Source organism: Brachybacterium sp. P6-10-X1 (assembly GCF_001969445.1).
GTDB lineage: Bacteria > Actinomycetota > Actinomycetes > Actinomycetales > Dermabacteraceae > Brachybacterium.
The window spans coordinates 3,670,842-3,697,710 of sequence record NZ_CP017297.1 but is presented as its reverse complement, the minus strand read 5'-3'; the positions used below and the strand labels follow the sequence as shown (position 1 = coordinate 3,697,710).

At 68.3% G+C, this 26,869-nt stretch carries 10 protein-coding genes; 4 read left to right on the top strand and 6 right to left on the bottom strand.

What is annotated here, in order from left to right; genetic code table 11:
- Nucleotides 1-105: 105 nt before the first annotated feature.
- The 5 genes from BH708_RS16480 to BH708_RS16455 form a co-directional block, all read right to left on the bottom strand.
- The gene (locus tag BH708_RS16480; RefSeq protein ID WP_076810104.1) at nucleotides 106-2,661 is read right to left on the bottom strand and encodes a UvrD-helicase domain-containing protein; all 2,556 of its coding nucleotides are present in this window, start codon (nucleotides 2,659-2,661) and stop codon (nucleotides 106-108) included.
- Entirely contained in the window at nucleotides 2,658-9,296 is a 6,639-nt protein-coding gene (locus BH708_RS16475; protein ID WP_076810103.1) for a DEAD/DEAH box helicase, read from the bottom strand. The genes BH708_RS16480 and BH708_RS16475 overlap by 4 nt, the downstream gene beginning before the upstream one ends.
- The gene (locus BH708_RS16470) at nucleotides 9,293-14,239 is read right to left on the bottom strand and encodes a restriction endonuclease (RefSeq protein WP_076810102.1); all 4,947 of its coding nucleotides are present in this window, start codon (nucleotides 14,237-14,239) and stop codon (nucleotides 9,293-9,295) included. Before BH708_RS16470 ends, BH708_RS16475 begins: the two co-directional genes overlap by 4 nt.
- Before the next feature lie 11 nt (nucleotides 14,240-14,250).
- The gene (locus BH708_RS16465) at nucleotides 14,251-17,163 is read right to left on the bottom strand and encodes a DEAD/DEAH box helicase (protein WP_253705367.1); all 2,913 of its coding nucleotides are present in this window, start codon (nucleotides 17,161-17,163) and stop codon (nucleotides 14,251-14,253) included.
- A gap of 1,161 nt (nucleotides 17,164-18,324) precedes the next feature.
- Nucleotides 18,325-18,939, bottom strand: coding sequence for a DUF6642 family protein (locus BH708_RS16455; protein ID WP_076810099.1), 615 nt, complete (start codon nucleotides 18,937-18,939; stop codon nucleotides 18,325-18,327).
- A 216-nt stretch (nucleotides 18,940-19,155) separates the two neighbouring features.
- Between BH708_RS16455 and BH708_RS16450 the strand changes: the two genes are divergently transcribed.
- Genes BH708_RS16450 through BH708_RS16435 form a run of 4 tightly spaced genes read left to right on the top strand, consistent with a single transcriptional unit; the run spans nucleotide 19,156 to nucleotide 25,700 of the window.
- On the top strand, nucleotides 19,156-20,145 hold the full coding sequence (locus tag BH708_RS16450) for an IS481 family transposase (RefSeq protein ID WP_076811472.1): 990 nt from the start codon (nucleotides 19,156-19,158) through the stop codon (nucleotides 20,143-20,145).
- 10 nt (nucleotides 20,146-20,155) lie between these two features.
- Nucleotides 20,156-21,484 (top strand): DUF262 domain-containing protein, encoded by a 1,329-nt coding sequence (locus BH708_RS16445; protein ID WP_076810098.1) that lies wholly within the window; start codon nucleotides 20,156-20,158, stop codon nucleotides 21,482-21,484.
- Between the two features lies 1 nt (nucleotide 21,485).
- On the top strand, nucleotides 21,486-23,555 hold the full coding sequence (locus BH708_RS16440; protein ID WP_076810097.1) for a DUF262 domain-containing protein: 2,070 nt from the start codon (nucleotides 21,486-21,488) through the stop codon (nucleotides 23,553-23,555).
- A gap of 9 nt (nucleotides 23,556-23,564) precedes the next feature.
- A complete protein-coding gene (locus tag BH708_RS16435; protein WP_076810096.1) occupies nucleotides 23,565-25,700 on the top strand; it encodes a DUF262 domain-containing protein in 2,136 nt (711 codons plus the stop codon).
- Nucleotides 25,701-25,739: 39 nt separating this feature from the next.
- Here the strand turns inward: BH708_RS16435 and BH708_RS16430 are convergent, their stop codons facing one another.
- Nucleotides 25,740-26,768: a hypothetical protein gene (locus tag BH708_RS16430; protein ID WP_076810095.1), complete on the bottom strand. Its 1,029-nt coding sequence runs from the start codon at nucleotides 26,766-26,768 to the stop codon at nucleotides 25,740-25,742.
- Nucleotides 26,769-26,869: the final 101 nt, after the last annotated feature.

The following is a 26,869-nucleotide window of genomic DNA, read 5'->3' as shown; positions in this document are numbered from 1 at the left end:
ATCTACGGCGATATAGCATGGACGGAACTACCACGGCTGCAAACTACGGCTTCCAGTCACATCTGGTGACCTCCAGAGGAGCTGAGCTGCTCATGTGCCGCCCCGTCATCGATTACCTGCCCTGTCCTCCCTCCGAGCGGGCAATGCGGCCGGTTCCTCCTGCGCCAGCAGCCCACTGGCCTCTCCCACCCACGCCACGGCAAGCCGATCCCTTGCCCGCGTCGCACCGACGTACAGCAGCGACCGTTCCTGAAGCTCTGCCGCTTCGCGGGTCTGCTCGTCATACGCGCCGCGCGCCGGGTCGATGCTCGAGGAGTCGTCCACGCCGAACAGCACCACATGCGTGAACTCCATGCCCTTCGCGCGGTGGAAGGTCATGACGAGAGGTGCCCCGCCGCGATAGCTCGAGTTGCGGTCGACGGAGACGACGCGCACCCCGCGATCGTCGAGGGCACGCACGAGGGTGTCGCGGGTCTTGTTGAAGCGGGTCAGCACTCCGATCGTGGAGGGGTCCCCGCCCTGCGCGGTGATCTTTTCGCTCCAGTCACGGACCAGGGCGGTGACTTGCTCGATCTCGTCCCGCAGGTCGGTGGCGGGCAGGAGTGTCACCTCGGGGCCGGTACGGATCGAGCGGAAGGTGCCGGTCTCCGGGCCGTGGGTGATCTCGGTGCCCGGCAGGTCGTCGTCCTCCATGGCGGCGATGTCGAAGTCACCGCCGCGCAGGATCGAGACGGCGAAGTCGAGGTTCTGCGCGGTGGTGCGGTAGTTCAGCCTCAGTCGCCGGGAGCGGCCACGGATGGAGATGCCGTACCGGCCCAGCTTCACGGGGTTGGAGTAGATGCGTTGATGGGAGTCCTCGGCGATGAACATGTCGTCCTCCCCCTCCGCGACCAAGGCGCGCAGCATCTGCCACTGGGTGGGGCGCAGGTCCTGTCCCTCGTCGACGAGGACATGGTCGGCGATCCGCGCCGCCGTCGCTTCGGCCCGGGCGTCCAGGATCGCGGCGGCGACGGCGGAGGTCTCGTCCCAGTCCAGGGCGGCGTCGCGCTGCCCACCCTCGCGGTAGGCGGCGATCACGGACCACACCTCGCGTCGCTGGGCACGGCCCAGCCGGGTGCCGCGGCCGGTGCGGGAGACGCGCAGATACTGCGACTCCTCGAGGAGTCGGTGAGGCAGCACGATCTCGCGGTACTCGTCGAGGAGGAACTCGGGGGTGACGTGCGGCTGCGTGCGGTCGCGGAGCGCACCCGCTGCGGCGGCGGCCTCCACGGCCGTCGCCCACGCGCGAGCGTAGCGGGAGAACTTCGGGCGGCGGGTCGTCCAGCCGAGCACGTCGGCCATCGGGGCGAGGTCCTGGGCGGTGGTGACGATTCCGTGCGCGATCCGGTCCACGCCGGTGACATGGATGCCGGGTGCGCCCAGCGCGTCGGGGCGCGGAATGCTCGGGGCGAGAGTGCGGACCTGCTGGGCGAGCGCATCGGCGAGCGTGCGGGTGAAGGTGGTCAGCACGATCCGGGGCATCTGGCCGGCTCCGGCCGCCGTGTGGGCGAGGCGCACGGCGCGGTGGACCAGGACCACGGTCTTGCCGGTTCCCGCGCCGCCGGTGACGCGATAGGGCCCACGGGTGTTCACCTCCACGTAGGTCTTCTGCTCGGGGTGGAGGAAGATGCGCCATTCCTCGAAGCTGCCGGAGGCGAGCACTTCGGCGAGCGCCGTGTCGTCCTCGATGAGGCGGTAGTTGGCCTGGGACTTCTCAGCGCTCAGCGATTCGAGGACGTCCTCGGTGACCGAGGGGGTTCCCACCGCGCTGCCGCCGCGCACGCCGGTGAAGTACGAGGCGCGCACGTCCTCGAGACTGGTGCCGGTGGCGAGGTCGAGCAGGGCAGTGCCCTGCCAACCCTTGGTCGACTCCGCGAGCTCGTAGAGCGTGATGTCGTCGGCGTCCGCGGCCCGCTCGGCGAGGATCGGGTCGAGGCCGAGGTCATCGATGAGCTGCTGCGCGGTCACCGCGAGCACCGGGCCCGTCGGCACCGATGGCGCCGGCCGACGAGTCTCCTCGACGTCGAGCGCGAGTTCGGGATGTGCGGCGGGACCGGTCGAAGGCTGAGCGTGCTCAGCCTGATCCTTCCCCGACGGTGCCGCCACCCCGGCATCGGTCTCGCCAGCTGCGGTCGAGGCTCGCTCGGCGTCGGTCATCTGCTCGGCCTCAGCGGCCTGCTGCTCGGCGAGTCGCTCGGCCTCCATCTGCGCGGCGAGCGCGGCGGCGCGGGAACGGACCTCCTCCTCGCTGTAGCCGCCAGCGGTCTGGACTGCGTCCTCGTCGCTGCGGATCTCGGTGGTACCGGAGACCGGGTTCATCCGCAGGTAGAGGGTACGCGCCTTGGCGTAGGCATCGTCGTGGTTGTAGATGCCCTCGACCAGCCAGACGTTCTGCCCGGAGGAGTTCAGGCGGAACACGAGGACCCGGTATTTGCGGTTCACGCGGACGGACCGGATCCGGTCGTCCTTCACGTTCTGGAGCGGCTCGACGTGCAGTCCCGGGGACTCGGGCGTGGTGCGCAGCGTGTCGAGGGTGGAGGTGACCTGGCCGGCCACCTCCCGGGGCACCTTCTGCAGGGTGGGCAGGAAGGTGTCCGAGATGGCGATGATGCCGTCGCTCATGAGTCTCCTCCGGGGGTCAGCTCCAGTGCCGCGAGAACAGTCTCGGGGTCGGGTCCGACAATCTCCCACCCGTCGTGCTCGAGGGCGGCGCGCTCACGGGCCTCGAGCTCCGAGGTGGTGACGCCGACCTTCCGCTCCGGCCAGGCGATCTCGAGCGGGACGCCGGCGCCGTACTCGTCGCCGACCACCGGCGGCTCGATGTCGTACCGTGCGAGGACGCCGATGAGCTGCCTCTCGGTCTCGTCGTACGCCTCGTCCAGCGCCTCCTGCCAGGCCGGGGACAGCGGTGCCTCCGCTCCAGCCCCGTGCTCGGGGACGACGGCGTAGTCGGCGGGGAGCGTGGTCGGTTCCGGCACGACCTGCTCGTCCGTCGGCCTCACTTCGTGGGCGCGCTCGGCCTGCGACGGCACCGCGGTGGCGGGCGCGGTCGCCGTCGACTCCTCGGCCGACGGGACGCGCGGTGCGCGGGCGTCGTCCGAGGCCACGTCGACGCCGGCCTCGACGAGGCTCTTGGTGGTCAGGCGAAGGGAGCTGCCGTGCGGCTCGCCCTGGGCGAGGTTCGCCAGATGCAGCCAGTCCCGCCACGACTCCGCGGAACTCTCGCGGCGCAGTGCCTCCTCGCGATCGTCGAGGACCAGGGTGAGGCTCCGCCGCGGCGGGCCGAGCAGTCCGACGACGGCGAGCTCGTCGCGGCCGCGCACCACGGCGAGGCGCATCGGGTCGGTGAAAGCGTCGGGTTTCGTCCCGTCGAGGAGGTTCGCGCCGAGTCGTTCGGCGGGCTCCTCCCCGGGGGTCGTCAGCGCGGAACGGTCAGTGGTGGGAACGAGCAGGTAGGGCAGCTCCTCCCCGAGGCGCCTCAGGCGGTCGGTCTTCGCTCGTCGGACGACTCGGACCAGGATCTCGAGCGGGGTCGCCCGCAGCATCGGTTCGAGCTCCCGGTACTGGACACCGCCGTCGCCCCACTGCCGGACCATGCCCTCGTCGACGAAGGGCGGCAGCGCACCGCTCGAACGCGCGCCTTCCGGGGCGATGTCGCGGGCGGCGTCCTCGTCGAGGTCCGCCTCGGTGATCGAGAGAACCATGTATCCGGCGCGGCGCACCCGCATGCGCTTGACCGCGTCGTCGGCGACACGGTTCTTCGCGGCGGTGGCATGGAAGCTGCGGCCGTCGGTGAAGATCGCGATGCCGGCGACGTCGCAGCTCGGCCAGGTGAGGACGAAGTCGGGGCGGGACCCGGCGACGTCGACCTGCGAGGCGAGGGTGAACGTCTGCCCACCGTGCCGCACGCTGATGTCAGAGCCGCGGGTGGTGACGTCGGCCCCGTCGATGCCGCGCATCGCCTGGATGAAGGCGTTGCGGAAGCGGCGCTCGAGCGGCGACTCGGTGACGGCGGTCAGCTCGACCTCCCGCTCCTCGACGGTCCACTGCATCGCTCCGGACTGGGCGTCCTCTCCCCCGAGCAAGATGTGCAGCGCCTCGATCGCGGAGGTGCGGCGCATGTGCTCGTAGGCGGTGGAGCGGACGTACGGCAGCAGGCAGCGGTGGCAGGCGGCGAGGCCCTCGTCCTGGCAGGGGCAAGTCTCCAGGGCGCGGAGCCCGGCGGTGAGCACGTCCCAGGCCGACGGGGCGGAGGCGAGCTCGAAGAGGTATCCGGTGCCGCCGACGATGGTATCGGAGAGCAGCACGGCCTGGTGTCCCGCCTGGGAGGGGTGGGCGATGATGTCCACCTCGAGGTTGCCGATGCTGCCGCCGAAGCGGGTCTCGATGCCGAGCTGCAGGGCGGCGACGAGGTTCATCAGCAGGTCGCCGGCGGCGTCGTCGAGGATCTCCGGCGGGAGGGTGATCAGCACCGTCTCGGTCTGCAGGGTGCGGGAGAGGAGGGCGGGGCGGTTGTCGCCCTCGCGGGCGTAGCGCAGCTCGCACCAGGCCTGGTGGTCCTGCGCCTTGTTCCCGGCGGTGTCGGAGTCGTGGTGTCCGCAGCGGGCGCAGAGCAGGAAGCCGGGGGCGGTGCGGTCCTCGCCGGAGATGCGGATCATCTCGGTGCCGGACTGGGGCCTGCCGAGGTTCAACCGGGTGAGGACGGTGCCGCGGTCCAGGCGCATCCCGAATCCGGTGCCGACGACGTTCCAGCGCTGGACGGTGCGGGCCTCGTGGTAGGAGACCGACAGCGCCTGCTCGAACTGCACCTTCTCGCGGTCGTCCTTGGCGTCGCCGATGCGGGTGCGGCTGCGGCTCATGGTGGAGTAGACGCGGGTGAGGTCGATGACGTCGCGGTGCTGGCCGGCGTCGGCGATCTCCGCGCTCTGGCAGCTGGGGCAGGCCTGGGGCGGCTGGTCCTTCTCGAACTGGTGAGCGAGACCGCAGCGCGGGCAGAACGCGGTGGAGCGCAGCGCCGCGCCGTCGATCCCGATGTCGACCGCGTCGACGACGAGCTCACGGCCGTGCGCGTAGAAGTGCGCGCCGGGGGCCAGCTCGGTCAGGGCCGCGGCGCCGGAGCGGGAGTAGCTGACAGGCTCGTGCTTCCAGGTCTCGTCCTCGTCCTTCCAGATGACGGTCGCCTCGAGCTGGACCGCGTCATCGACGAGGGTGAAGTTGGGCAGCAGCCCGTAGCGTTCGAGCACGCCGATCCAGTGAGCGCTGTCCAGGGCGGAGACCTCGGCGCTGAGCTGCCCGGCCCGGCCGCGCAGCCGCCGGCGCTCCTTGTCCAGCTCCTCGACGGTGAGGCTGGTGTCTGCTCCGCTCTCGGCGCCGATCTCCTCCTGCTCGGCGGAGATCAGGAGGTCCTCGGCGCGGAGGGCGACCATCGCCTCGGCGCGCTCGTCGGTGACGGGCTGGTTCTCGAGCTGCTCGATGTTGTCCTGGATCCGGGCACGGCGGCGCCGCAGCTCTTCGCGGCTGAGGTTCCATTGCTCGACGGCTCCGCGCAGCGCGGTCTCGAGCCCACTGGGGCCGTCCCCGTGCGGCAGGGCCCAGTCGCGCAGCTCGGTGCGGGCGTCGTCGGTGAGGCCGTCCCAGGAGTGGGTGCCGGTGGTGAAGCGGTCGAGGAACCGTTCGAGGTGTCGCTCGCCATTGCGCCGGGTCTCCTCGAGGAGGTGGCCGAGGAAGGTGCCGGGCTCGGCGGAGGCGAGCACGGGGGTGGTGCGGACGGGCGGTGGCACGCGGTCGTCCCCGGCGAGGGTGTCGAGGACCGAGGCGAGCAGCTGGCGGCGCAGGATCTCCTGGGCGGAGAGGTAGGCACCGGGGGCGCGGACCGTGCCGTTCAGGAGGTCGAGGGGGTCGTAGTAGAGCCCGGCGGCGCGGCCGCGTCCGGCGACGAAGGTGACGTCCAGGGCGTTGCCGGTCTGTCGGCCGGCGCGGCCCACACGCTGAAGGTAGCTGGCGACGGTGCGCGGGACGGAGGCGAGCAGCACGGTGGAGAGGTCGCCGATGTCGATGCCCATCTCGAGAGTGGGGGTGGCGACCAGGACGTTCGGGGTGCCGGGTCTCTGCTCGCTGTTCTTGAAGCTCGTCTCGTAGGTCAGGCGGTCATCGGTGGTCAGCAGCGAGGTGTGCTCGCGGGCGACGACGCGGCGCATGTCGCCCTGGTAGAGGCTGCGGTAGTAGGTCGCATTCAGCGTGCGGGGGCGGAGGGTTCCGGGGCAGCGGTGACGCAGGCACGGCCCGTCCTGCAGCGGGGAGAGGACGGCGTCGGTGCCGGTGACGGTCTCGCGGCACTCGTCGCAGAGGAGCACGGGGGTGGCGTCCTCGGCGGTGCCGGCGGGGAGGCAGGCCCCGATGCGGTCCGGGACGAGGGCGAAGCTGCGCAGGCCTCCGCTGCTCGTCTCGACGACGTCGAGCAGACCGAGCTCGGTGAGGGCATCGAGCAAGGGGCGCAGGAAGGTCGAGGCGGTGCCGCGGTCACGGGCCAGCGCCCGGGCGGTCCAATCGGCGTACCAGCCGGAGCGGGCGGTCGCGTCCTCGAACTCGCAGCGGGCGCCCTGCTTTCCGATGCTGGGCAGCTGCGGGAGGGCGCGACCGGTGGGGAAGGCGGGCATGAGCTCCGGCTCGGGGCGCCCGCCCCACAGCTTGTAGACGGGCCCTCCCTCACGGCGGAAGGGCGTGAGCCAGCCGTGGGCGATCGCGCCGTGGGTGCGGAGGCGTTCGAGGATCCCGCGCACCCAGCGGCGGCGCACCGCCGAGTCGTCCCCGTCCAGTTGACGGATGCTCGCTCCGAGGGCGCGTTCGGCGGCCTGGTCGATCTCGGTGTCGGTGGCGCGCACCTGGGCGAGGGCGGAGCCGGTGAGCAGGAGGGTGCGGCCCACCTGGCCGGTCAGCCCCAGCTCGAGGCCGACGTCGAAGGTGAGTCGCTTGATGACGCGGGCCGCGGCCCGTTCCCGGTCTCGGGTGCGATAGCCGCGGCGGCGGTCCGGGTCCTGGTGCCAGTAGGCGGTGAGCTTCTCGGAGTCGGTGATGGTGGGGTGCAGCAGCCGGTAGCGCTGCTCGTCGGTGGTGGCGTCGGCGAGCATCCGCTCGACGACGGTGCTGATCGGCGCGGGCTCGGTTCTCAGCGCGTCGTGGATCACCGAGCGCATGGTGAGGCTGTAGGAGCGGGCCTCGACGAAGCCGGCGCGGTGGGCAGCGTCCTGCACGGAGTCGGTGAAGACCAGCGCCTTCTTCTCCTGCAGGTCGAGGCCGGGGGTGCCGAAGAGGCTGGTGAGCGAGACGGAGAGCAGGGTCGCGAGGCGCGTGCCGAGGAAGCGGATGCCGTCCTTCTCGCCGCAGGCGGGGCAGGTCTGGTCGTTGGCGTACTTGTCCGCGTCGAGCCCGGCGTGCACGAGCACGCGGAGCACGGCGGCATCGAGGTCACCCTCGAGGGGACCGTACCGGTCGAGGGTGGCGGAGGCGAGGTTGAGGTAGCGGCGGCGGGACATCTCCTCGGTCGAGACCTCGGGGTCCTCGTCGGTGGTGGTGACGTCGAGGAGGAGGGCGCGGAAGCGGCCGTTCTTCTCCGCGGAGTCCTTGCGGATGGTGTCGGGGCGCAGGTCGAGGTCGTCGCCGACAGCGCGGGTGGTCGCGCCCCAACCGGAGCGGCCGCAGTGGCGGCAGTAGATGGCGGGCAGGGCGAGGTCCTCGTCCTCGTCCAGCGCGTCGGACCAGCGGAATGCGGGGGCGGTGGTCACGGCGCGGTCCACGCGGGTGATCTCGCGCAGCCACAAGTGCGCCTCGAGGTTCGGGAAGGAGTTGCGGAGTGCTCCCTTGCGGACGCGCTCATGGGAGAGCACGGCCAGCAGGGCGGTGGTGAAGCCCTCGGCGGTGCGGAGCTGGGTCACCCAGGGGAGCACGGTCGCGGCGAGCTCTCGCAGCTCAGTGGCGTGGCGGGTGGCGTCGAAGATCTGGCCGACGAGGGGGTGGGCGAGGAGGAGGTCACGTGGGGTGAGCCCGCGGCGCGCGGCAAGGGCGCTCGCGGGGTCGTCGCCGTCGGCGGACCAGAGCACATCCAGCACGTCCGCGGTAAGGGCGTCGACGTCGAGCGGGGTCCCGGGTTCGAGATGGAGGCGGACGGCGGTGGCCATCGAGTCCGCGGCGGGGTGACGCTCGAGGCGCAGCGACGCCCCCTCCCCCGCGGCACGGCTTCCGGCAGCGGCGGCCTTCTCGCGAGAGGGACGCATGAATTCCTCGAGGTCCACGCGGGTCTCGGTGATCACGGCGTCCTCGCCGATGTCGGTGCCGAAGACGGTGCGGGCGAAGTCGAGCATGGCGGTGGCGGCGTCGGCCCCGTCGCCAAGGGTGGCGGAGGTGGCGACCGGGGTGAGGTGCACGCGGCCGGGCGCGATCTGGTCCAGGACCAGGCGCAGGCGGCGCAGCAGCATACCCACGTCCGTGCCCTGCGCGCCGTCGTAGGTGTGGAACTCGTCGAGCACCAGATACCGGAGTGAGGCGGCCGAGGCTTCCCAGAGGGGCCGGTCGGCGCGGCGCAGCAGCAGCTGGTCGAGCATCTTGTAGTTCGTCAGCAGCACGTCCGGGGCGCTGCCGCGGATCATCTCGCGGTCGGTGATGAGCGTGTCCGCGGTGACCACGGTGGAGGGCTCATGCGAGGCCTCCCCGGTGTACAGCGCCGCGGAAAGGCCCTGGTAGGCGGGGTTCTCGGTGAGGATCTTCGCGAGGCGGCCTGCCTGGTCGTTCGCGAGCGCGTTCATCGGGTAGAGGATGAGCGCCTTGATCCCGCCGATCCCGGCCTTGCGAGCACGGGCGGCATGGTCGAGCACCGGGTAGAGGAAGGACTCGGTCTTGCCGGAGCCGGTGCCTGTGGTGACGATCGTGGGCTGCGGGAGGCGGAACCCGGCCTCGTCCTGCTCCCCCGGCGCCTGCGGGCTGGTGGTGAGGCGGGAGAAGGCGGCGGCCTGGTGGGCGTAGGGCTCGAACCACTCCGGCAGACTCGGCACGAGCTCGCGAGCCCTCGCGGCGTCGCTGCCGCCGGCGAAGGGCAGACGGGTGCGCAGGTAGGGGCCGAGGAAGATCCCGGACCGCTCCTCGGTGAGGAACGCGTCGAGCGCGCTCGCGACCGACGGGTCGGCGAGCGAGATCGCCGTGGTCACGTAGTCGATGACCGCGCGGCGCAGGTCTGCGGCCTGCCGGGTGGGGAGCAGTTCCGTCATGAGGGGTTCTCCTCCATCCGCCGCGTGAACTCGGCGTAGGCCTGGCGCATGTCCGCCTCCCGGTCGAGGATCCGGAATGGCTGCTCGTAGACGATGGTGCGGCCGGTGCCGGTGGCGCTCGGGTGCACAGCGGTGCGGTCCTCGAGCGGCAGGCCCGTCTCGGGCCGGCCCGCCTTGTTCCACGCGGTGCGTACGGCGCTCGGGATCTGTCGACCGTTCGCGTCGAAGATGTACGCCTTCTTGCCCTCTCCGCGGTCGTAGTCGTTCAGCACCCCGAACTGGGTGCGGTAGATCGTCACCAGGTCATCGATCGAAATCCCGGTGACGATCGCCATGATCGCGTCGATCTCCACCAGCGCCTGGCGACGGTCCTCGTCGATCCTCAGCGGCGAAGCCATCGACCACTCCGGGCCGACATCGCCGAGGGCTGGGCGATTCGGGCGGTCCAGGCCGCCGGTCCAGGCGTCCGAGGTGAAGGACGAATCGAAGGCGTCGCGCCAGAGATCCGCGTAGGCGGTGGTGAGGGAGTTGAGGCGGAGGGTGCGGAGGGCGGCGGCAGCGGTGAGCGCATGGTCATCAGGTACCGCTGCCAAGCGCTCGACGGCTGGTGCATAGATCCCTGAACCGACCGATGCGCGGACAAGGAAGTCCGAGAGCAGGGTCCCCATCGATGCGGCAACTCGCACGGTTGTCGAAGCCCCTGAAATTGGGAAACCGAACGAGAACACCGAATTAACGGAGGCGGTTCCGGGCGGAAATACCGCCGGGATTAACGTTCTCTCCCCGGTGCTCGCCGCCATCGCTCGCCACATGACCCGGTAGTGGTCGCGGACCGGGGCCTCCTCGGTGACGGTCTTGCCGTCGCGGGTGATCTGGTACGTCCACGTGCCGTAGGCCGTGTCGTAGACGGTGGTGTCCGCGACGACCTCGCCGTCGGCCGTCGTCTTCTCACCGTAATGGGGCTTGTACTCCGTCGCAGGGATCGCGGACGTCGGCAGAACCTCGAGGTCGAGTGCCGAATAGTCCAGGTTGCTGGACATCGTCTCGTTGCGCTCGGCGGCGAAAGGGATCCCCACATGGAAGTACGGCCCCTGCAGGATCACGTCCTTCCACGAGTCCGGCGCTCCCCAGCGGGATTCGAAGCGGCCCTTTGCCCGATCAATGCTCTCGTCCCAACCACGACTGAACTGAGGGTCGAGGGAGCCGACCTTCGTGGCCTTCGACAGGGTCTCGAGTACCGCTGCCGCAGCATGGTTGACGCTCGAGAGCATACGGCTCGACTCCACAACCACCTCGGCATTGCCCGACTCCATCAGCGCATGCCACAGCACGAGTTGCTCGTGTCGGTTCCGCTGCACTCGCGCCCGATGAGGGGTGATGTCCCAGTTTCCGTCCGCGTTCTTGAAACCAGGCTCCGGCCCGGAGCCGTCATGACGCAGCGACCCCTCGACCACGGCGGGGTGGAAGATCGCCACCGCGCTGAAGAAGTCGACCTCGCGGCGAGCACCGTAGACGTTTACCGAGTACACGGTGTGATGGTCCACCTCGGCGAAGAGCTGGAGCTCGTTGACGAGGCGCCAATGACGACGCAGTCGCCCATAGGTCGCCAGCCGCAGTGCATAGCCACGAGCGTCCGTGAGGTGAGTAGGCGGATGCACGAGCGTCACGATGCCTGTCGCAGCGGAATGCGACCAGGTGCGTGCCATGAAGTTTCGGTAGAGGTCAGGCTGGGTTCCCGCCATCTCCGGATACATCGCTCCCGAGCCGACGAACGCTGCGAGCGATTCGACATCACGGGATCCGAGCAGCACCGATTCTGCCGCCCCGCCTCGGGCAAGTGTCAGCTCGCGTCGCTCCTTCTTCGCCGTGTTCGAGGGCTTGTTCGTCAGCACCCACCACGGATCGAACTCTGCCAGCAACGCAGCCACATCAGGACGAGGCCGCACCCACGGCGGGTTCCCCACTTGCAGGTCGAAGCCGCCTCGGTCGAAGGCGGCGGCGAAGTCGAGCTCCCAGTGGAAGAACCGCTGCTCCATGGCGATCTCGGTGCAACGCTTCAGCCACGGCGTCTGCTCGATGAGCTGGCCGATGTTCGCGGCGCCGCCCGCGCCGAACATCAGCTCGACCATGTCGAGCTGCTCCCAAGCCTCGGCACTGCCGAGCGCGAGCTGCCCCTCGCCCGGGCCCTTGGACTTCGTCGTATGCTTCACGACCTCGAGCGAGGTGCCGAGGACCTTCTGCACCGTCTCGAGCCACTCGGGGAACGTCGGCGGGGCGATCTCGTCGCCCGGGAGAACGGGCCAGAACCACATTGCGCACCAGACATCCATCACCAGGCGCAGACGCTGGTAGGCGGAGTTCGCATCCGCGAGCGTCTCCTCGATCTGCTTTCTCGTGACCTCCCCACCCTCGCTGGTCTCCGCGCCCCAGACGGGAATGGCGCGGCGGGACTGCTCCTCCGCGACACGGATGCGGCGCAACGCGAGGCCCCACAGCTCCTCGATCCGCTGCGAGAGCGTCTGCAGCTGCGCCAGCTGAGTCTTCGTGAGCTGGCGGGTCCAACGCTTCGCGTGGTCGCGGAGCGCCTTCGCCTCATCAGGGGCGAGCCTCTTGACTTCCGCATCCGAAGCGGTGGCGAGCCACCCCTCCCCCGGCAGCAGGAAGTGGAAGATCTTGTCGGTGACACCGGCGCGGGAGCCGTCGGCGTCGGGCTGGTCGTGGACAGTAGCGACCGGCAGGTCCTCAGGGGCAGACTCGATGACGGCCTTGAGCTTAGCGTCTTTCAACGTGTCCGCGGAGTACACGGCGTGACGGGCACCGATGAGCGAATTGCCGGCGCGCAGGCGCAGCCCGAACCACGGCGCCTTCAAGCCCGGCGCCATCGTGTCCAGCCACAGCGAGACCTCGGCGAGCTCCACCGCAGTGGGGTTCAGGTCCACGCCGTACACGTTGTGCAGGGCGATAAAGGCTTTGACCCGCTGGAGCTCCTCCGCGTACTGCTCGGGGTCGATGCGCTGATCTAGCTCGTCCTGACGCCGGGCGAGGTACTCGGTGGCGAGCTGGCGCACCGCCTCGATCGCGAACGCGCCGGAGCCGAGGGCCGGCTCGCAGATCGACATGTCCAGGATCTCCGCGGCGGTGGTGCGGCGCCGTCGGATGGGCTCGTGATCGAAGTCCTCGTCGTCGAACACGACCGGGCCCTCGGAGAGCTCGGTCTCGTCGGTGACGACGGGGTCGAGCAGCTCGGCGAGGCCCTGGGAGACGGTGAAGGAGGTGATGACCTCCGGGGAGTAGTAGCTCGCGGACTGCTGACGGGCACGGCCCGAGAGACGGAACACGAACTCGCCGTGCCGGTAGGTGCGGGGCACCTTCTTCCCGCTCTCGTCCTCGACCATCACGAGGTACTGGGTCATGGAGTCGTCGATGACGTCCTCCGGGACCACCCAGGAGCCGTCCTTCGGATCGCCGCCCTTGGCGACCTCGACGAGGTCCTGCTCCGCGAAGGAACCGGTGTAGCTCATGAGGGACTCGTACACGGCGCCGAGCTGGTTGATGCCCAGGGCCACGTAGCTGATGAAGCCGCGGTTCTTGCCCTTCTTCACCCGGGAGAGGAGCAAGTTCTCGAGTACGGCCTGGAGGGCCTGGTTGCCGAGCCGGACCTCGTCGATCAAGGCGGTGCGGTCCCCCCGGAAGAGGTCCGCGTCGAGGTTCTCGAAGACGAGGGCGCCGCTGCCGTGCTCAGCGGGACCGTCGGCCTGCTCATGCTTCGGGTGGTGGCCCTGGTTGATGAGGTCGAAGAGCACCTGGAGGGAGCGATAGAGGTAGGTGCCGCTCGCGGCATCGAGCGGCACCTCGCGCTGGGTGAGGTCGCGCAGGCGGTCCACGGAGTAGCCGGCCTGGTACTCCGGCGCGCCGACGGGCAGCACGCCCAGCTCGGGGCTCGCCTCCGCGTACAGCAGGAACAGGATCCGGTAGAGGTAGCGCAGGGACTGCAGGGCCAGCGGCTGCGCCTGGTCCTGCGGCAGCGGGGGAAGGCCCTGCGCCTCGCGGCGGCGGATCACCTCGTTGGCGATGATCTCGATGCTCTCCCGCACCCCGTCGCGAAGGTCCTCGGAGACGCCCACGGCGTTGTCGATCGACTCCTGGACGGTGTCGGCCCACCAGATCTGCGAGCTCGCGTCCGGGGCGAGGGAGTCCGCACTGAGGGCGGCGAGCATCCGCTCCACCTCGCCGCCGCGCTTCAGATCGTTGCGCTCGGCGATGGTCTGGACGTCCGCGACGAGATACCGTCCCTGCGGCCACAGCTGCGAGGAGGTCAGCACCGCGAAGCGCCCGGCGATCACGAGCACGAACTCCGGGGCGTCCTTGCTGATCGAGAGGGCCGAGAGCACCTGCGGGACCGTGGTGAGGCGCTGCTCGTCGTCGGTGCCCTCGTGGAGGACCACGTCGGCCGGGAGGTGGCCGACCTGCTTGGCGAGGACGTCCTGGACGTCGTCGGCCGCGAGCGCATCCAGCATCGCGAAGGGCGCTTCCTCCACGCCACGCGTCGCGTAGCGGCGCAGCGGGCCGGTGGTGGTCACGTCCCAGCGGCCCGGGGCCCTGTCATCGGTGGCTTCTTCGGAGTATCCGAGGATCGTGCGGAGCTCGTCGGCGAGCGCCACGGACCGCTCCCCCAGCAGCTCCCGGCGCTCGATCGGGCTCGCGGTCCCGGGAAGGTCTGCGGCATCGGCCTGCAGGTCCAGCAGGCGGCTGACGAGTCCGTTGCGGGCGGCGGTGAACCGTTCGCGCGGGCTGTGCCAATCCGGATCCTCCTCCCCCGCGGCGCGCCACTGCTGGGTGAGCGCCTTCGTGCGGGCGGTGAAGGTCTTCGACGCGTCGTCGGAGGTGAAGTAGTGCTCGCTGATCCAGTCCTCGACCACGTACAGGGCATCACTGATCGCCACAGGGAAACTCCTCAGGCCTGGGGACGGGGGACGACGACGAGCAGCGGGCGCACGAAGGTGCGGTCCGGGAGCATCTCGGTGACGAGCTTCTTCTCCACCTCGAGCGCGTCACGGGTGGCGAGCAGCAGGGCGGAGGAGCCGCGGGTGCCGGCGGCGTCGGCCTCCCAGCGCAGCTGCTCGGCCTGCCAGCGCTCGACCCGCTCCTGCGCAGCGGCGGTGATGCTCGGGGCGATCTGCTGCTCCATGAACTCACGGGCAGTGGGCACGGCGGCACGCAGCAGCGCCTGGTACTGACCGGGACCCTCGACGGCAGTGCCGATCGCGTCCGGGTCCAGCCCGATCTCCTGGAACAGGGTCGAGGGGGCGACGTGCGGCAGGGCGCGCGGGGTGCCGTCGTCGTCGGCGATGCCGAGCACTGTCGAGGAGACGATCTGGCCGCGGGCGGTGGTGAGGGTGCCCTGGAAGATCACCCAGGGGCGGTCCACCTGGCCGTGGATCGCGAAGACCTCGCCGCTGGGGACGCCGGCGAGGATGCGGTCGCTCATCCAGTCCAGGACCGGGTGGAGCGGGCCCAGGAAGTGGACGTCGGGCCAGTTGGTGCCCGAGTCGTCGTCGAGCGCCGCGCGGAGACGGCTGTTGGCGACGTCGGTCCGGGAGGTCAGTCGCAGGGTCTCCTTGACCCGGCGGTCCTTCAGATAGGTCTGCGGGAGGTGGTCGAGGCGTCGGCCGAGGTCCTCGCCGGGGGTGAACTGGATCAGCCCCGTCGGCCGGTCGAGCACGAGGTCCACGCCGCCGCTGGTGACGGGTCGGCCGGGTTCGGTGTGCAGCTCGGTGAAGCCCGAGACCAGGAAGTCTGCGTCGGAGGTGAAGAGGCCGGTCTCGAAGGAGGTCTCCTGCGCGGCGCGGTGACCGTCTCGGCGTCGCGGCGTGGGGGCGGAGTCCTGGGCGAGCAGGCCCTGGAGGAAAGCGCCGAGAGGATGGACCTGCTCCACCTCCGGGAGCACCTCCCCGACGTCCTTCGCGCTGCGCAGCACGTCGATGAGAGCTCGCTCCTCCGCGGCGGCGTCGTACTTCTGCATGAGCGAGGCGGCGTCGCCGAGCTGCTCGTGCGCCTCCTTCTCGCGGTCCAGGAGGCGTCGCAGCACGTAGATGTCACCGTCGAAACCCTCGACCTCGGAGAGGTCCAGGAGCAGGGCCGTGATCTGCGGGGGCGTGCGCTGACCGTAACGATCGATGCGGCCGTTGCGCTGCTCGATCCGGATCAGGGACCAGGGGACGTCGAAGTGGATCAGCTCATGGCACTGGGCGTGCAGGTTCACGCCCTCCGAGGCGATGTCCCCGGTGATCAGCACGCGGATCGGCGAGGAGCTCTGCTTGAAGGACTCCACCACCCGCTGCTGCTCGACGTCGGTGAGGCCGCCGTGGAGCACCGCGATCTGGTCGTCCTTGAGCTTCAGATCGGCCAGCAGGTGCTCCCGCAGCCAGGACAGGGTCGCGACGCGCTCGGCGAAGACGACCACCCGCTCCGGGGAGGTGCGGGCGACACCCTTGTGCTTCAGGAGCTCGACGAGGCGCTGGTACTTGCCGGAGCGGGGCGAGCCATCGACCGGGATGCAGGCGTCGTTCAGAGCCGTGAGGCGGAGCAGGGCATCCGCCTCCGCGGCGTGGGCGCTGGTGGCCGGGACCTCGGCGAGATGATCCACCTCGACCTTCCCCAGCAGCTCCCGGGAGCGGTTGCGGAGCGTCTCGCGCAGCGCGATCGGGGAGGACAGGAACGCCTTGGCGAGCGTCCACGGGAACAGCTGCGCGCCGCGCCCGGACATCGGGCCGCGGCCGATGGGCGGGTGCGTCCAGGTCTGCGAGATCTCGTGGGCGACCGCGAGCTCCTCCGGGGAGGGTTCCACCGGCAGCATCTCGGGCGGGCGGCGCTCGGCCCAGTTCTCCCCCACCTCGTCCTTCACCGAGTCCGAGTAGCGGTGACGACGGATCATCAGACGCTGCGTCGCGCCCTCGGCGATCTCCCGCTTCGGGGACACGGCGGTGGGCTCCAAAAGGCTGATCAGCTGGGCGAAGGAATCGTTGGAGCCGTTGTGCGGGGTGGCCGAGGCGAGGACCAGCGCATCCGTGTTCGGGGCCAGCACGTGGGCGAGCTGGTTGTTCTGCGTGGACTGGTTGGTGACGTTGTGGGACTCGTCGATCACCACTGCGTCCCAGCGGTGATGGCGCAGGTCGTGGACGAAACGATCCTGCTTGAGGGTGTCCATCGAGATGATCACCTTCTCGAAGAAGGTGAACGGATTCCGGGAGGCCGGCAGCTGCTGCTTCACCTGCTGCACGCCCTCGGAGTCCAGGCGCACGAACGGGATCGCGAAGCGGGTCCACAGCTCGTGCTGCATCTGCTCGAGGACGTGACGGGGGCAGGCGATGAGGATGCGGCGGCCGCGGCCGCGCCGGATCAGTTCCGAGAGGATCATGCCGATCTCGAGGGTCTTGCCGAGGCCCACCGCGTCGGCGATCAGCAGGCGTGGACGGATCCGCTCGGGGTCCAGCGCCAGCTCCACCGCCTCGCGCTGGTAGGGCAGGTCATCGGCGAGCATCTGGGTGGAGACGGTGAGGTCCGCGTGGTCGACCGGGACCGGGGTCTTGCGGAGCGTCGACTCGATCCAGAGGCGGGTGCGGCGGTAGCGGGGCGAGGTGTCGGCGACGACGGTGGAGTCCTCGGGATGCTGGGGCGTGATCTCGTCCAGCGAGGCGTAGAACGAGGCAGTGGTGTCCTTGACGAAGTCGCTCACGCCGCGGACCGCGTAGAGGGGGCCGTCGGGGGTGTCTTCGACGGAGGTGACGAGCCAGGTCTCGTCGCGGACCTCGACCAGGGAGCCTGGGGAGATCACTCCGGTCTCTTCATTGACCAGTTGCGTGCTCACTCCGTGACCTCCCACTGATTGCATCCCTTTGTGACCTTACGGCACCCGAGCTTCGTGTGCTGATCAGCGACAAGATTCGGCTGAGCGAACTGCGCGACCCCGTCGCCGTGAGGTAGCGAGAATCGCGGGGTCATCCGTGCCCTCCCCCGAAGTTCCCCCGCCGGCGCGCGTCGTTCGCTTCGGACGCTACCCATAGTGCAGCGGCCAGCGCGACCAGCCCGCACGTGAGCACGTTTCCGACGATCCCAAAGAGCAGGAGTAGCGGCGCCAACGCCATCGAAGCGAGGACGTCGCCGACATCGCCCCGTGGCCGGGGAGCTCGCAGGAGGTACCAGCCGATGGCCAGAGCCATGCACAGTGTCGGCAGAGAGATCGCCCAGAGCGAGAGGAGCGCCGGGATCCCGTCAAGACTGGTGTCGACCCACCGGCTGACAGGGAACGAGAGCAATAGGGCCCAGAGGCCGCTGAGCACAACCCACCAGCTGAGGGGCTCGTCGGTGGATGACGGCTTGGCTGGAGCTTCCGTAGTTAAGGGCTTGCCATCAGCAGTCGCATCCAGTCGGACGGCAGAGCCGCGATTGGCATCACCGAAGCTTTGCCCCACCGTCGTCCGCGGTCGATCCCGCATCGCTCGCTGGTAGGAGAATGGCGCTTCAAGTGCGGAACGACGGTCCTCCGCGCTCCGCGACTGCTCCATACACGGATGCAGAGGCCACGGCTTGCCGATCGCGTCGAAGTAGGCGCACCCACCGCGCTTGTTGCGGAAGAACCAGACCGGTTCGAAGCAAATCGGGCATCGCGAGTTCGGATGCTCCGGATGCACGTTCTACGATACTGCGGAGCGAGTCTGGGCCGTTCGGGCGCGAACACGCGGCTGCCACTCTGTCGTCGCGGCGCTGAACGGACCGAGCCGTCCTGAACTGGACCAACTCCCCCGGTTCACCACATGGCTCGACACCCAATGGACCGCGCCGTTCCGGCCACGCCGCCAGTGCCCACTTCGCTGGTACCTGGCCACCCATTCCCCTCCAACGAGTCACACCCGCACACCGATCACTCGGCGCGGCCTGCGTCTCGGAGGAGCTTAGTTGAATCATCAGACAGTCGACGAACCTGTCGAGCTCTCAACCGTGGTCCTTCAACCATCACCGGACTGCCCGTTCATGATGACGCCCTGGTCGTGCGCAACGCCGTGCGGTACACATCGTTCTTTGTCGCGACGACGAGCCCGAGGCGCTTCGCGAGCACCGGATGGTCTTCCTGGAGCCGCTTGAAGATGCCGTTGGACTTCACGCGGGTGACGAGTTCCTGCAGGAGCAGGAGCTCGAACGACGCGGCGTCGGACCACAGAACGTTCTTGCGGTATCCGATAACAGCCCGTGCACCGGTCCTCTTGGCGAACTGCTGCAGCCGCTTCGGGTCCTCCTTGAGGGTGGAGCACGACGCGAAGTAGATGACCTTGCCGGAGCAGGCCCCCGCAAGCATGTCTTCCAGTTCGTCCATCGTGAGCGATCCGTCGTCGTCACCGCTCATGCTGATTGCCGCCGAATCTCCATGCATCGCAAGCCAGAGCACGGGAAACCGCTCGTACTCGGCAGAAGTCCACTTGGCGAGGTAGTACCCGAACTCGGAGACAGTGGCCACGTCCCGGTGGACCCACTGAGCCACACCCAAATGCTCGAGCAGCTCGAGCACCGGCCGCACGCTGAGACGACTCGTCAGGTCGTCGTCCCACTCACCCTCGAGGCAGAAGATTCCGGGCTGATCGTCGCGCATCGGTGCAGTCTCCTTCAGGGATCAGATGCAGTCACGCTATCCGCTGCTCCAGGCGCCCGAAACCCAGGACTCGAAAAGCGTCCATGCGGTAGGTCGCCTTCGTTAGCTGTTGCGGGTCATGAGGTTGTAGTCACGGGGTCGGGATGAAGGAACGGGTCCCTGACCGGCACGATGGGTGGTGCTGAAGCCGTCCATCTGCTGGAAGAGACCCGTTCCATGACCCACCGTAATTCGCCGCTGACTCCTGCAGGAAGACTCCGCCTGGTCCAATGTGTCGAAGATGATGGCCGACCCATCGCCCACGTCGCCGCCGAAGCCGGCGTCGCCCGCTCGACTCTGACGAAGTGGATCCACCGCTACCGCGACGACGGTGCCGAAGCCTTGGAAGACCGCACCAGCGCCCCAGCACGGCGACCCTCGCGGCTGCCGATCGAGGTCCTCGAGCTCATCGACACCTGGCGGCGAGACCGCAAATGGTCGGCCCGTCGCATCACCCTCGAGCTCGCCTCCCGCGGTCACCACTACTGCGTCCGGACCATCGGGCGCTGGCTGCAGCGGCTGGGGATCTCTCGCCGCCGTGACCTCGACCCGACCGGGGAGAACAACCGCGAGCCGGGAAAGATCATCGCCCGCTTCCCTGGCCACATGCTCCACCTGGACGTGAAGAAGGTCGGCCAGATCCCCGCCGGTGGCGGCTGGCGACTCCACGGCCGCGGCAGCAAACGGGCGCGCCAGAAGCGCGTGGGCTACACCTACCTGCACTCCGCGATCGACGGCTACTCCCGCCTCGCCTACACCGAAGCCCTCGGAAACGAGACCGCAGCAACCACCATCGCCTTCTTCAGCCGGGCGAGGGCGTTCTTCGCTGCGCACGGCATCACCCGTCTGGTCCGGGTGGTCACCGACAACGGCTCCAACTACCGCGCGAAGACCTTCGTCCGCACCGTGACCGCGCATGCGTCGCGGCATCAGCGGACCCGGCCCTACACGCCCAGGCACAACGGGAAAGTCGAGCGTTACCAGCGGATCCTCTCTGAGGAATGCCTCTACGCCCACGCCTTCTACTCCGAGAACGAGCGGCGCGAAGCGATCAACGTCTGGGTCCACCATTACAACTATCATCGGCCGCACACCGCCTGCGCTGATCAGCCCCCGGCCACCCGAGTCCACGAACGTGTCGACAACGTCATGACCTCATACAGTTAGCGTGAGAGACATGGCGATCAAGCGCGAGCTTCTCCAGTTCCAGACAGTCGAAGACCTCCTCGGACCGGGAAGGACCCCACTGCGGATCCCCGACTTCCAGCGCCCCTACTCATGGACACCGCAGCACGCCCGGCAGCTCGTCACCGATATCGCCGCAGCCCAGAAGCGGCGGCCCGATCAGCCGTACATCATGGGCACGATGATCCTGCTGAAGAGACCCCAGGAGGATCCCTTCGAGGTAGTCGACGGTCAGCAGCGCCTGCTCACACTGCACATGCTGCGGACCTTGCTCCGGGACGGCCGTCTGAGCGACCTCGCCATCGGATCGACCCCCATCCATCTCGTCTACCAGGAGCTCGCTCGGCTCGTCGAGGAGATGCAGGACAAGGTCGCCTACCAGGACTTCCTCGACACCCGTGCCCAAGTGCTGCGCATCGTCACCGACGACGAGGACGAGGCCTTCCAGTTCTTCGACTCGCAGAACTTCCGGGGCAAAGCGCTGCGCCCCCACGATCTGCTGAAGGCATTCCACCTGCGGGAGATGGTCGCGACCACGCCCGCCGAGCAGCGAGCCGTGGTCGAGCAGTGGGAATCGGCCGAGGAGAACGACCTGGATCGCCTCTTCGGGACTTACCTCGCACGCATCCACTGGTGGAGCCGGAACCTCCCCGCCCACGCCTTCACCGCGGAGGACATCGACCTCTTCAAAGGCGTCAGCCGATCCACACCACACCTCCCGGCCACCGAGTACCACCGTGCCGCGAAAGCTGTCCTGCCTGGAGTCCAGGAGTGGGCCCACCCGGAAGCCGACCAGCAGACCTCTCGAGATCTCCGACGCGCCCGTCATCAGCTCGACGCACCAATCTCCGCCGGCCGGTCCTTCTTCGACTTCGCCGCGTTCATGCTCGAGGAGATGAAGCGCTTCGAGAGCCTGCTGTTCCGCCGCGACACACGAACCGGCGAACCTGATGACGACCTCGCGATCTTCAGCAACGGAGCTCGGTTCCACTTCAATCGTGAGCTGTACATCGCCGCAGCGCTCTACTTCACGAACAAGTACTCCGAAGAAGACCTGCACAGCATCAGGCCACGCCTGTTCCGCTGGGCCTACGGGCCGCGCCTCGCCTATGAGCGCCTCGGCTGGAGATCCACCGACAACTACGCGCGTGGCCTTGCCGCGACCCGGGACGGACTCGCCGAGTTCAACCTCTTCGCCCGCATGCGCGACAGCCTCGATCCATCACACCTCGCACTCGAGAACCTCCCGATACCTCAGGCAGTCCGCTCCAAGAGCACCGACGACGACGCGCTCCAGACGATCCTTCAGGAGATCAGCTGACATGACGCAGACCTTCACCTCTCACGACGTCCAGGCGATCCCCGTCGGCCGACTATTCAACGATCCGGCCGATCACTATTCCGTCCCGCTGTACCAGCGGAACTACACCTGGGGTGAGGAGCAGATCCACCGACTAATCCAGGATGTGCTCGACGAGGCCCGGCAGGCCGAGCCCAAGGAGTACTTCCTCGGGAATCTCGTCGTCGCCCCGCCGAAGAACCTCGATGATCCGTTCGACGTGATCGATGGCCAACAGCGACTCACGACCCTCTACATCCTGCTGTCCGTACTGAGGCGCACGCCCGGATTCCCCGCACCGACCACCGCGCTGCAGCCGCTCACCTACGAGGCCCGCGACAAGGCGACGGCAGCGCTTCGCAGCGTAGCGCGCGGAGGCAGCACCGACAGGGACGCGGAATCCGACCTCGAGGATTCCGGGATCCGACGAGCGGAGGTGATCATCACCGAGCTGCTCTCCGATCCCGTACTGAGGCAGCAGCTGATCGACAACCGCTTCGTCGACTACCTGCTTACCGAGGTGCTCATCATCCGGATGCCCATCGACCGTTCCACTGATCTGAACCAGTACTTCGAGATCATGAACACCCGCGGCGCTCAGCTCAGCCCCGTCGACATCGCGAAGGCCCGCCTGCTGCGCTGTCTTCAGGACCCCGGTGACAGGGCGCTGCTGAACCATGTCTGGTCCGCGTGCTCGGACATGGAGCACTACGTGACCATGACCGCCACGGCCGGCGACACGTCCTGGCGCGCAGCAGTGTTCGGAGAGACCTGGGAACAGCTGCCGACCGACGACTTCGCCGAGTTGCGGGACCTGCTGGTCCTTCAGCGCCCCTCGACGTCGGCATCGGTCCCGGACACCACCAGCGCCGCGCCGTCCTCCGCGATGGAGCTGGGAGAGGCCATCACGCTCTACGCACGCACAGAGACCGTCCAAGAATTCACCGAGACGAGCGACAGCGAGCGGTTCACCTCGCAGATCACCTTCCCGACTTTCCTGCTCCACGTCCTCGCAGTGCGGCCCCCGGCCGGCGACACGACGTCTCTGGACCGGCAGCTCGACGACAAGCAGCTGGTGGAGCGCTTCACCCAGCGGCTCGAGGACCTCGACTCTGCCCAGCGCGAGGAGTGGGTCCGTAGCTTCACCACTGACTTGCTGCGCCTGCGCGTGCTCTTCGACAAGTACGTGCTCAAACGCGACGCCACCCTCACCTCCGGTCACGAGTCGACGAGCGACGAGGAGCCCGGCAGCTGGTCGCTCTACCGCGTGGTGCGCGGTGAATCCTCCAGCACCGGCACGGTGCGCTACTCTCCCCGATACCGTCCGACCCTCGCGAACGACGAAAGCGGTGCCGGACCGCGTTCGCTGCAGCGTCGAATACTCCTTCTCCAATCCGCGCTGCGCATCACCTACACCTCTCCCCGCACGATGCACTGGATCACCGAAGCGCTGCGCTTCGCACTGGACCGTGCAGATCGAGGCGAAGCCATCACGGCGGAGGGGCTGTACGGAGTTCTCCAGCGGCACGCGCTCGAGCGGCTCGACGCAGCGCTGCATCCGGATCCGGAGATGTACTCGGTCGGCCCCGACGGGCTCCCGCTCGGCTTCGGGATCCCCCGGATCGTCTTCACCTATCTCGACTACCTGCTCGTCGAGAGGGAGAACCGGTGGGACTTCACGTTCAGCTACCGCACGTCGATCGAACACTTCTCCCCCAGCTCCGAGGACGCCGAGCATGCCTCTCCCGCAGAGCACGTCGAGGACCGGAAGCTGCTCAACTACCTCGGCAATCTCGCGCTCGTCACGGTGAGCACGAACTCGAAGTTCAGCAACTACCAGCCCGTCCACAAGGCGCAGAACCAGGCCGCTCGACGACAGAGCGTGAAGCTCGATCTCATGGCACGGCGTGCCCTGCTGGGGAGTTGGACCGATGCCGACATCCTGGAGCATCACGAGGACATGTCGGCGCTGCTGTTCCAGGCGCTCGGGCAGGAGCCACCGGAGCTCAGAGCCACGAACGATCCGAGGTCCGGAGACCTCGACAACGCATAGGGTCGAAGGATGGATACACGAGTCCAGTCACCCGGCCAGCTCTTCCAGCTGACGCAGACTTTGGTGATCCCCCTGTTCCAACGTCCATATGTCTGGTCCGAGGAGCGTCAGTGGGTGCCGCTGTGGGAGGACGTCGAACGGCTCGTCGAGCTCCGGAGAGGTCAGGCACCGTCCGCTACCCACTTCCTGGGGGCCGTCGTCATACAGCAGAGTCGTGGCCAGATGGGGTTCGCCGCCGAATACTCCCTGATCGACGGCCAGCAGCGACTCACCACTATCCAGCTCCTTCTCAACTCCGCGAGCATCGCTCTACGGGACGCTGGTCAGCCGATCCCTGCGACCAACCTCCGGAAGCTCACGCTGCACGACGAGGAACTCGGCTTCAGCGGAGCAGAACGCCTCAAGGTTCGACACACCAACGGAGACGCCCAGGCATTCCGGCAGGCGATGCTCACGGACGCGCACGCCGACGTCACCGTGGAGTCACCTGTGCCTCCGATCCTGGCAGCGCATCAGTTCTTCTACGACCGCGTCACCTCATGGCTCGCCGACGGAGCGGATGACGATCTCGCCGCTCGTGCGACAGCACTCGCCATGGCACTGAGCTTCGGCTTCGAGATCGTCGTGATCAGTCTCAACACCGATGAGGACTCCCAATCGATCTTCGAGACGCTGAACGCCCGGGGCACACCGCTCACTCAGGCAGACCTGGTGAAGAACCTCGTGTTCCAAAAGCTCGATGCCGAAGGGGCGGAAATCCATCGAGCATACGAGCAGTACTGGCGACTGTTCGACGAACCGTTCTGGACCAAGGAGGTGAGACTCGGGCGGTTCACCCTCCCCCAGGTGTCATTGTTCCTGAACCACTGGCTCGTGGCAGAGACGGGCGAGGAGGTGCGCACGCCCGCGACCTTCGCCCGGTTCAAGCACTGGCTCGAGTACGAGAACTCGAGGCCGGTGCGAGAGATCGTCGAGACGCTCCACTCCCGTGCAGTGGAGTACCAGGAGTGGGTGACGTCCGCGGCAGCGAGCGAGGGCGCCATCAGCACTGTCGAGCTCTTCTTCTACCGGTCGCTCGCAGCTGGCACCCGAGCCACGACGCCCCTCGTCCTCTGGCTCTTCGACGCCGCCAACGGCGTTCCCCGAGACATCGCTGAAGAGGCGCTGACGTGGTTCGAGAGCTGGGTGGTCCGGCGTGCGATCCTCGGTCTCTCCGCCGGCGACATCTCGAGGTCGGTCGCTCAGCTTATCCGCGATCTGAAGGAGATCGCTCCCGCTGATGCCGCTTCCACGCTCCAGGAGGTGCTCATGCGGTGGTCGACCCCGGCCACCTACTGGCCCACTGATGACGAGATGGAGCGTGTTCTCCACACCGCACCTCTCTACCGCTCGGTGTCCCGCTCGCGGCTGCGCATGGTCCTGGAGGCGATCGAGGACGACGCCCGCGGATACACCACCGGTCGAGGCTCCTGGAGCGGCGGCCGGGTACCCCGGGACACGATGAACATCGAGCACATCCTCCCCCAGCAATGGCGACAGAACTGGGCCGTGGCCACTGCGCAGGAAGAGATCGATCGGGACGAGCACGTCCATCGACTCGGGAACCTCACCTTGCTCACCACCCAGTTGAACTCATCCGTCTCGAACCGTGCGTGGTCGGGGAAGCGCGAGGCGCTGACCAGGCATGACGTCCTGCTGATCAACCGTGAACTCCGCGACGCCGAGGAATGGACAGAGGCAAGCATCGAACGCCGCACTGCAGACGCCATCAGCGCGGTCCTGCGCACCTGGCCCGTGCCGGAGAACCATACGGCGACCCGGGTCATCACCAGCCGCGAGGCCGAAACCTCATGGATCGACTTCCGCCATGTTGTCGCAGTAGGACTTGTCGCCGAGGGCACGCGACTTCGTGCCCGGTCCCCGCACGACGCGAGCGCAACCGTGCTCGCCGACGGCCGTCTCCAAGTGAACGGCGAGGTATTCGACAGCCCGTCAGGGGCAGGGCAGTCCGTGCGCCACGGCGCGACGAATGGATGGCAGTTCTGGATCCTGCCCGACGGCCGCCGACTCAACTCGCTCAAGGAGCCTTACCTGCGCCTGCTGGAGAATCGTCGAACCGCAGCACGGGAAGACGTCGAAGGGTGACCTCTCGCGAGGCGACGGCCAGCGCCTGACACCCGCCGGTCAGGCGTCATCACCCGTCGGCTCCTTCTTCGCCCGGCGCGGAATCATGCCGCCGATCCGCCCTGTCACCTTGGCCGCCGTATCCTTCGCGGCCGAACCGGCGCCCTTCACCGCGTCGGCCGCATGCCGTGTCGCGATCCGTGGATCGCCCTCGTCATCGGCCACGTGCAGCAGGCGGAGGTACTCCTCGGCATCGACGTGGGGCGGCGGCAGCTCCCGCAGATGCCTGATGAGCCGTCCGGACTGCACTCGCAGCGTGGCGTAGGTGAGCCCTCCGGAGAGCACGCCGCCCGCCACCGGCACGACCTTCGTGACGGACTTGGCGAAGCTGTCCTTCGTGAGCTTGACGCCGATGACCCGCAGCACCTGCTTCATCGGCGTGTACCAGGCGGTCTTCGTGAGAGCGACCCCGGTGATCTGCTTCTGGATCGCCGGGCGGGCCACATTCGCTGCGAAGGTCGTGACCGTCGCGGAGGCCCCGCCGACCCCCATCATCACGCCGAGGAACGCGGCGAGCTTGCCCAGGGTCTCGTCGTCGATCTCGTCCGTGTCCCCGAGGAACGACGTCCACCCGTACAGGTACGCAATCTTCTGCATGATGCGGAAGGCGTGCACGTAGAACTGGGTGATGTCACCGGGGATCGTTCCGAGCATCGCGAATCCGCCGGGGAGACCTGCGGCGAACGACATCGCCGTCGATTTCCGGGTCTCGAACTCGACCACCTCTGCGGCGATGCGATCGAGCATCCGGGGCTCGATACTCGCGGCAGCAGGGTTCTCCATGATGGCCCGGGCGATCGTGGCATCGCCGATGCCACGCTTGTGCAACTCAGCACGCAGGAAGTGCTCCCGGTCGATCTTCACTCCTCGCAGTCGAAGGACCCGCGTGAGGAATTCGCGGGCGAACTCCTCCGCCTCCCCCTTCTGGGACTCAGGCAGAGAATCCACGACGGGCGTGGGGTCGTCCACGACATCGTCCTCGGCGTCGAGGATCTCCTCCACAGCCTTCTGTGCTTCATCCTCTGCCATCGCCCTGCTCTCTCGTCCTGGCCCATAGCAGGTGCCGGGGCGTCAGCCTCAGACTATCCGCGTCGGGGACAACTGGGCCGGGCTATCAACGACAACTACTT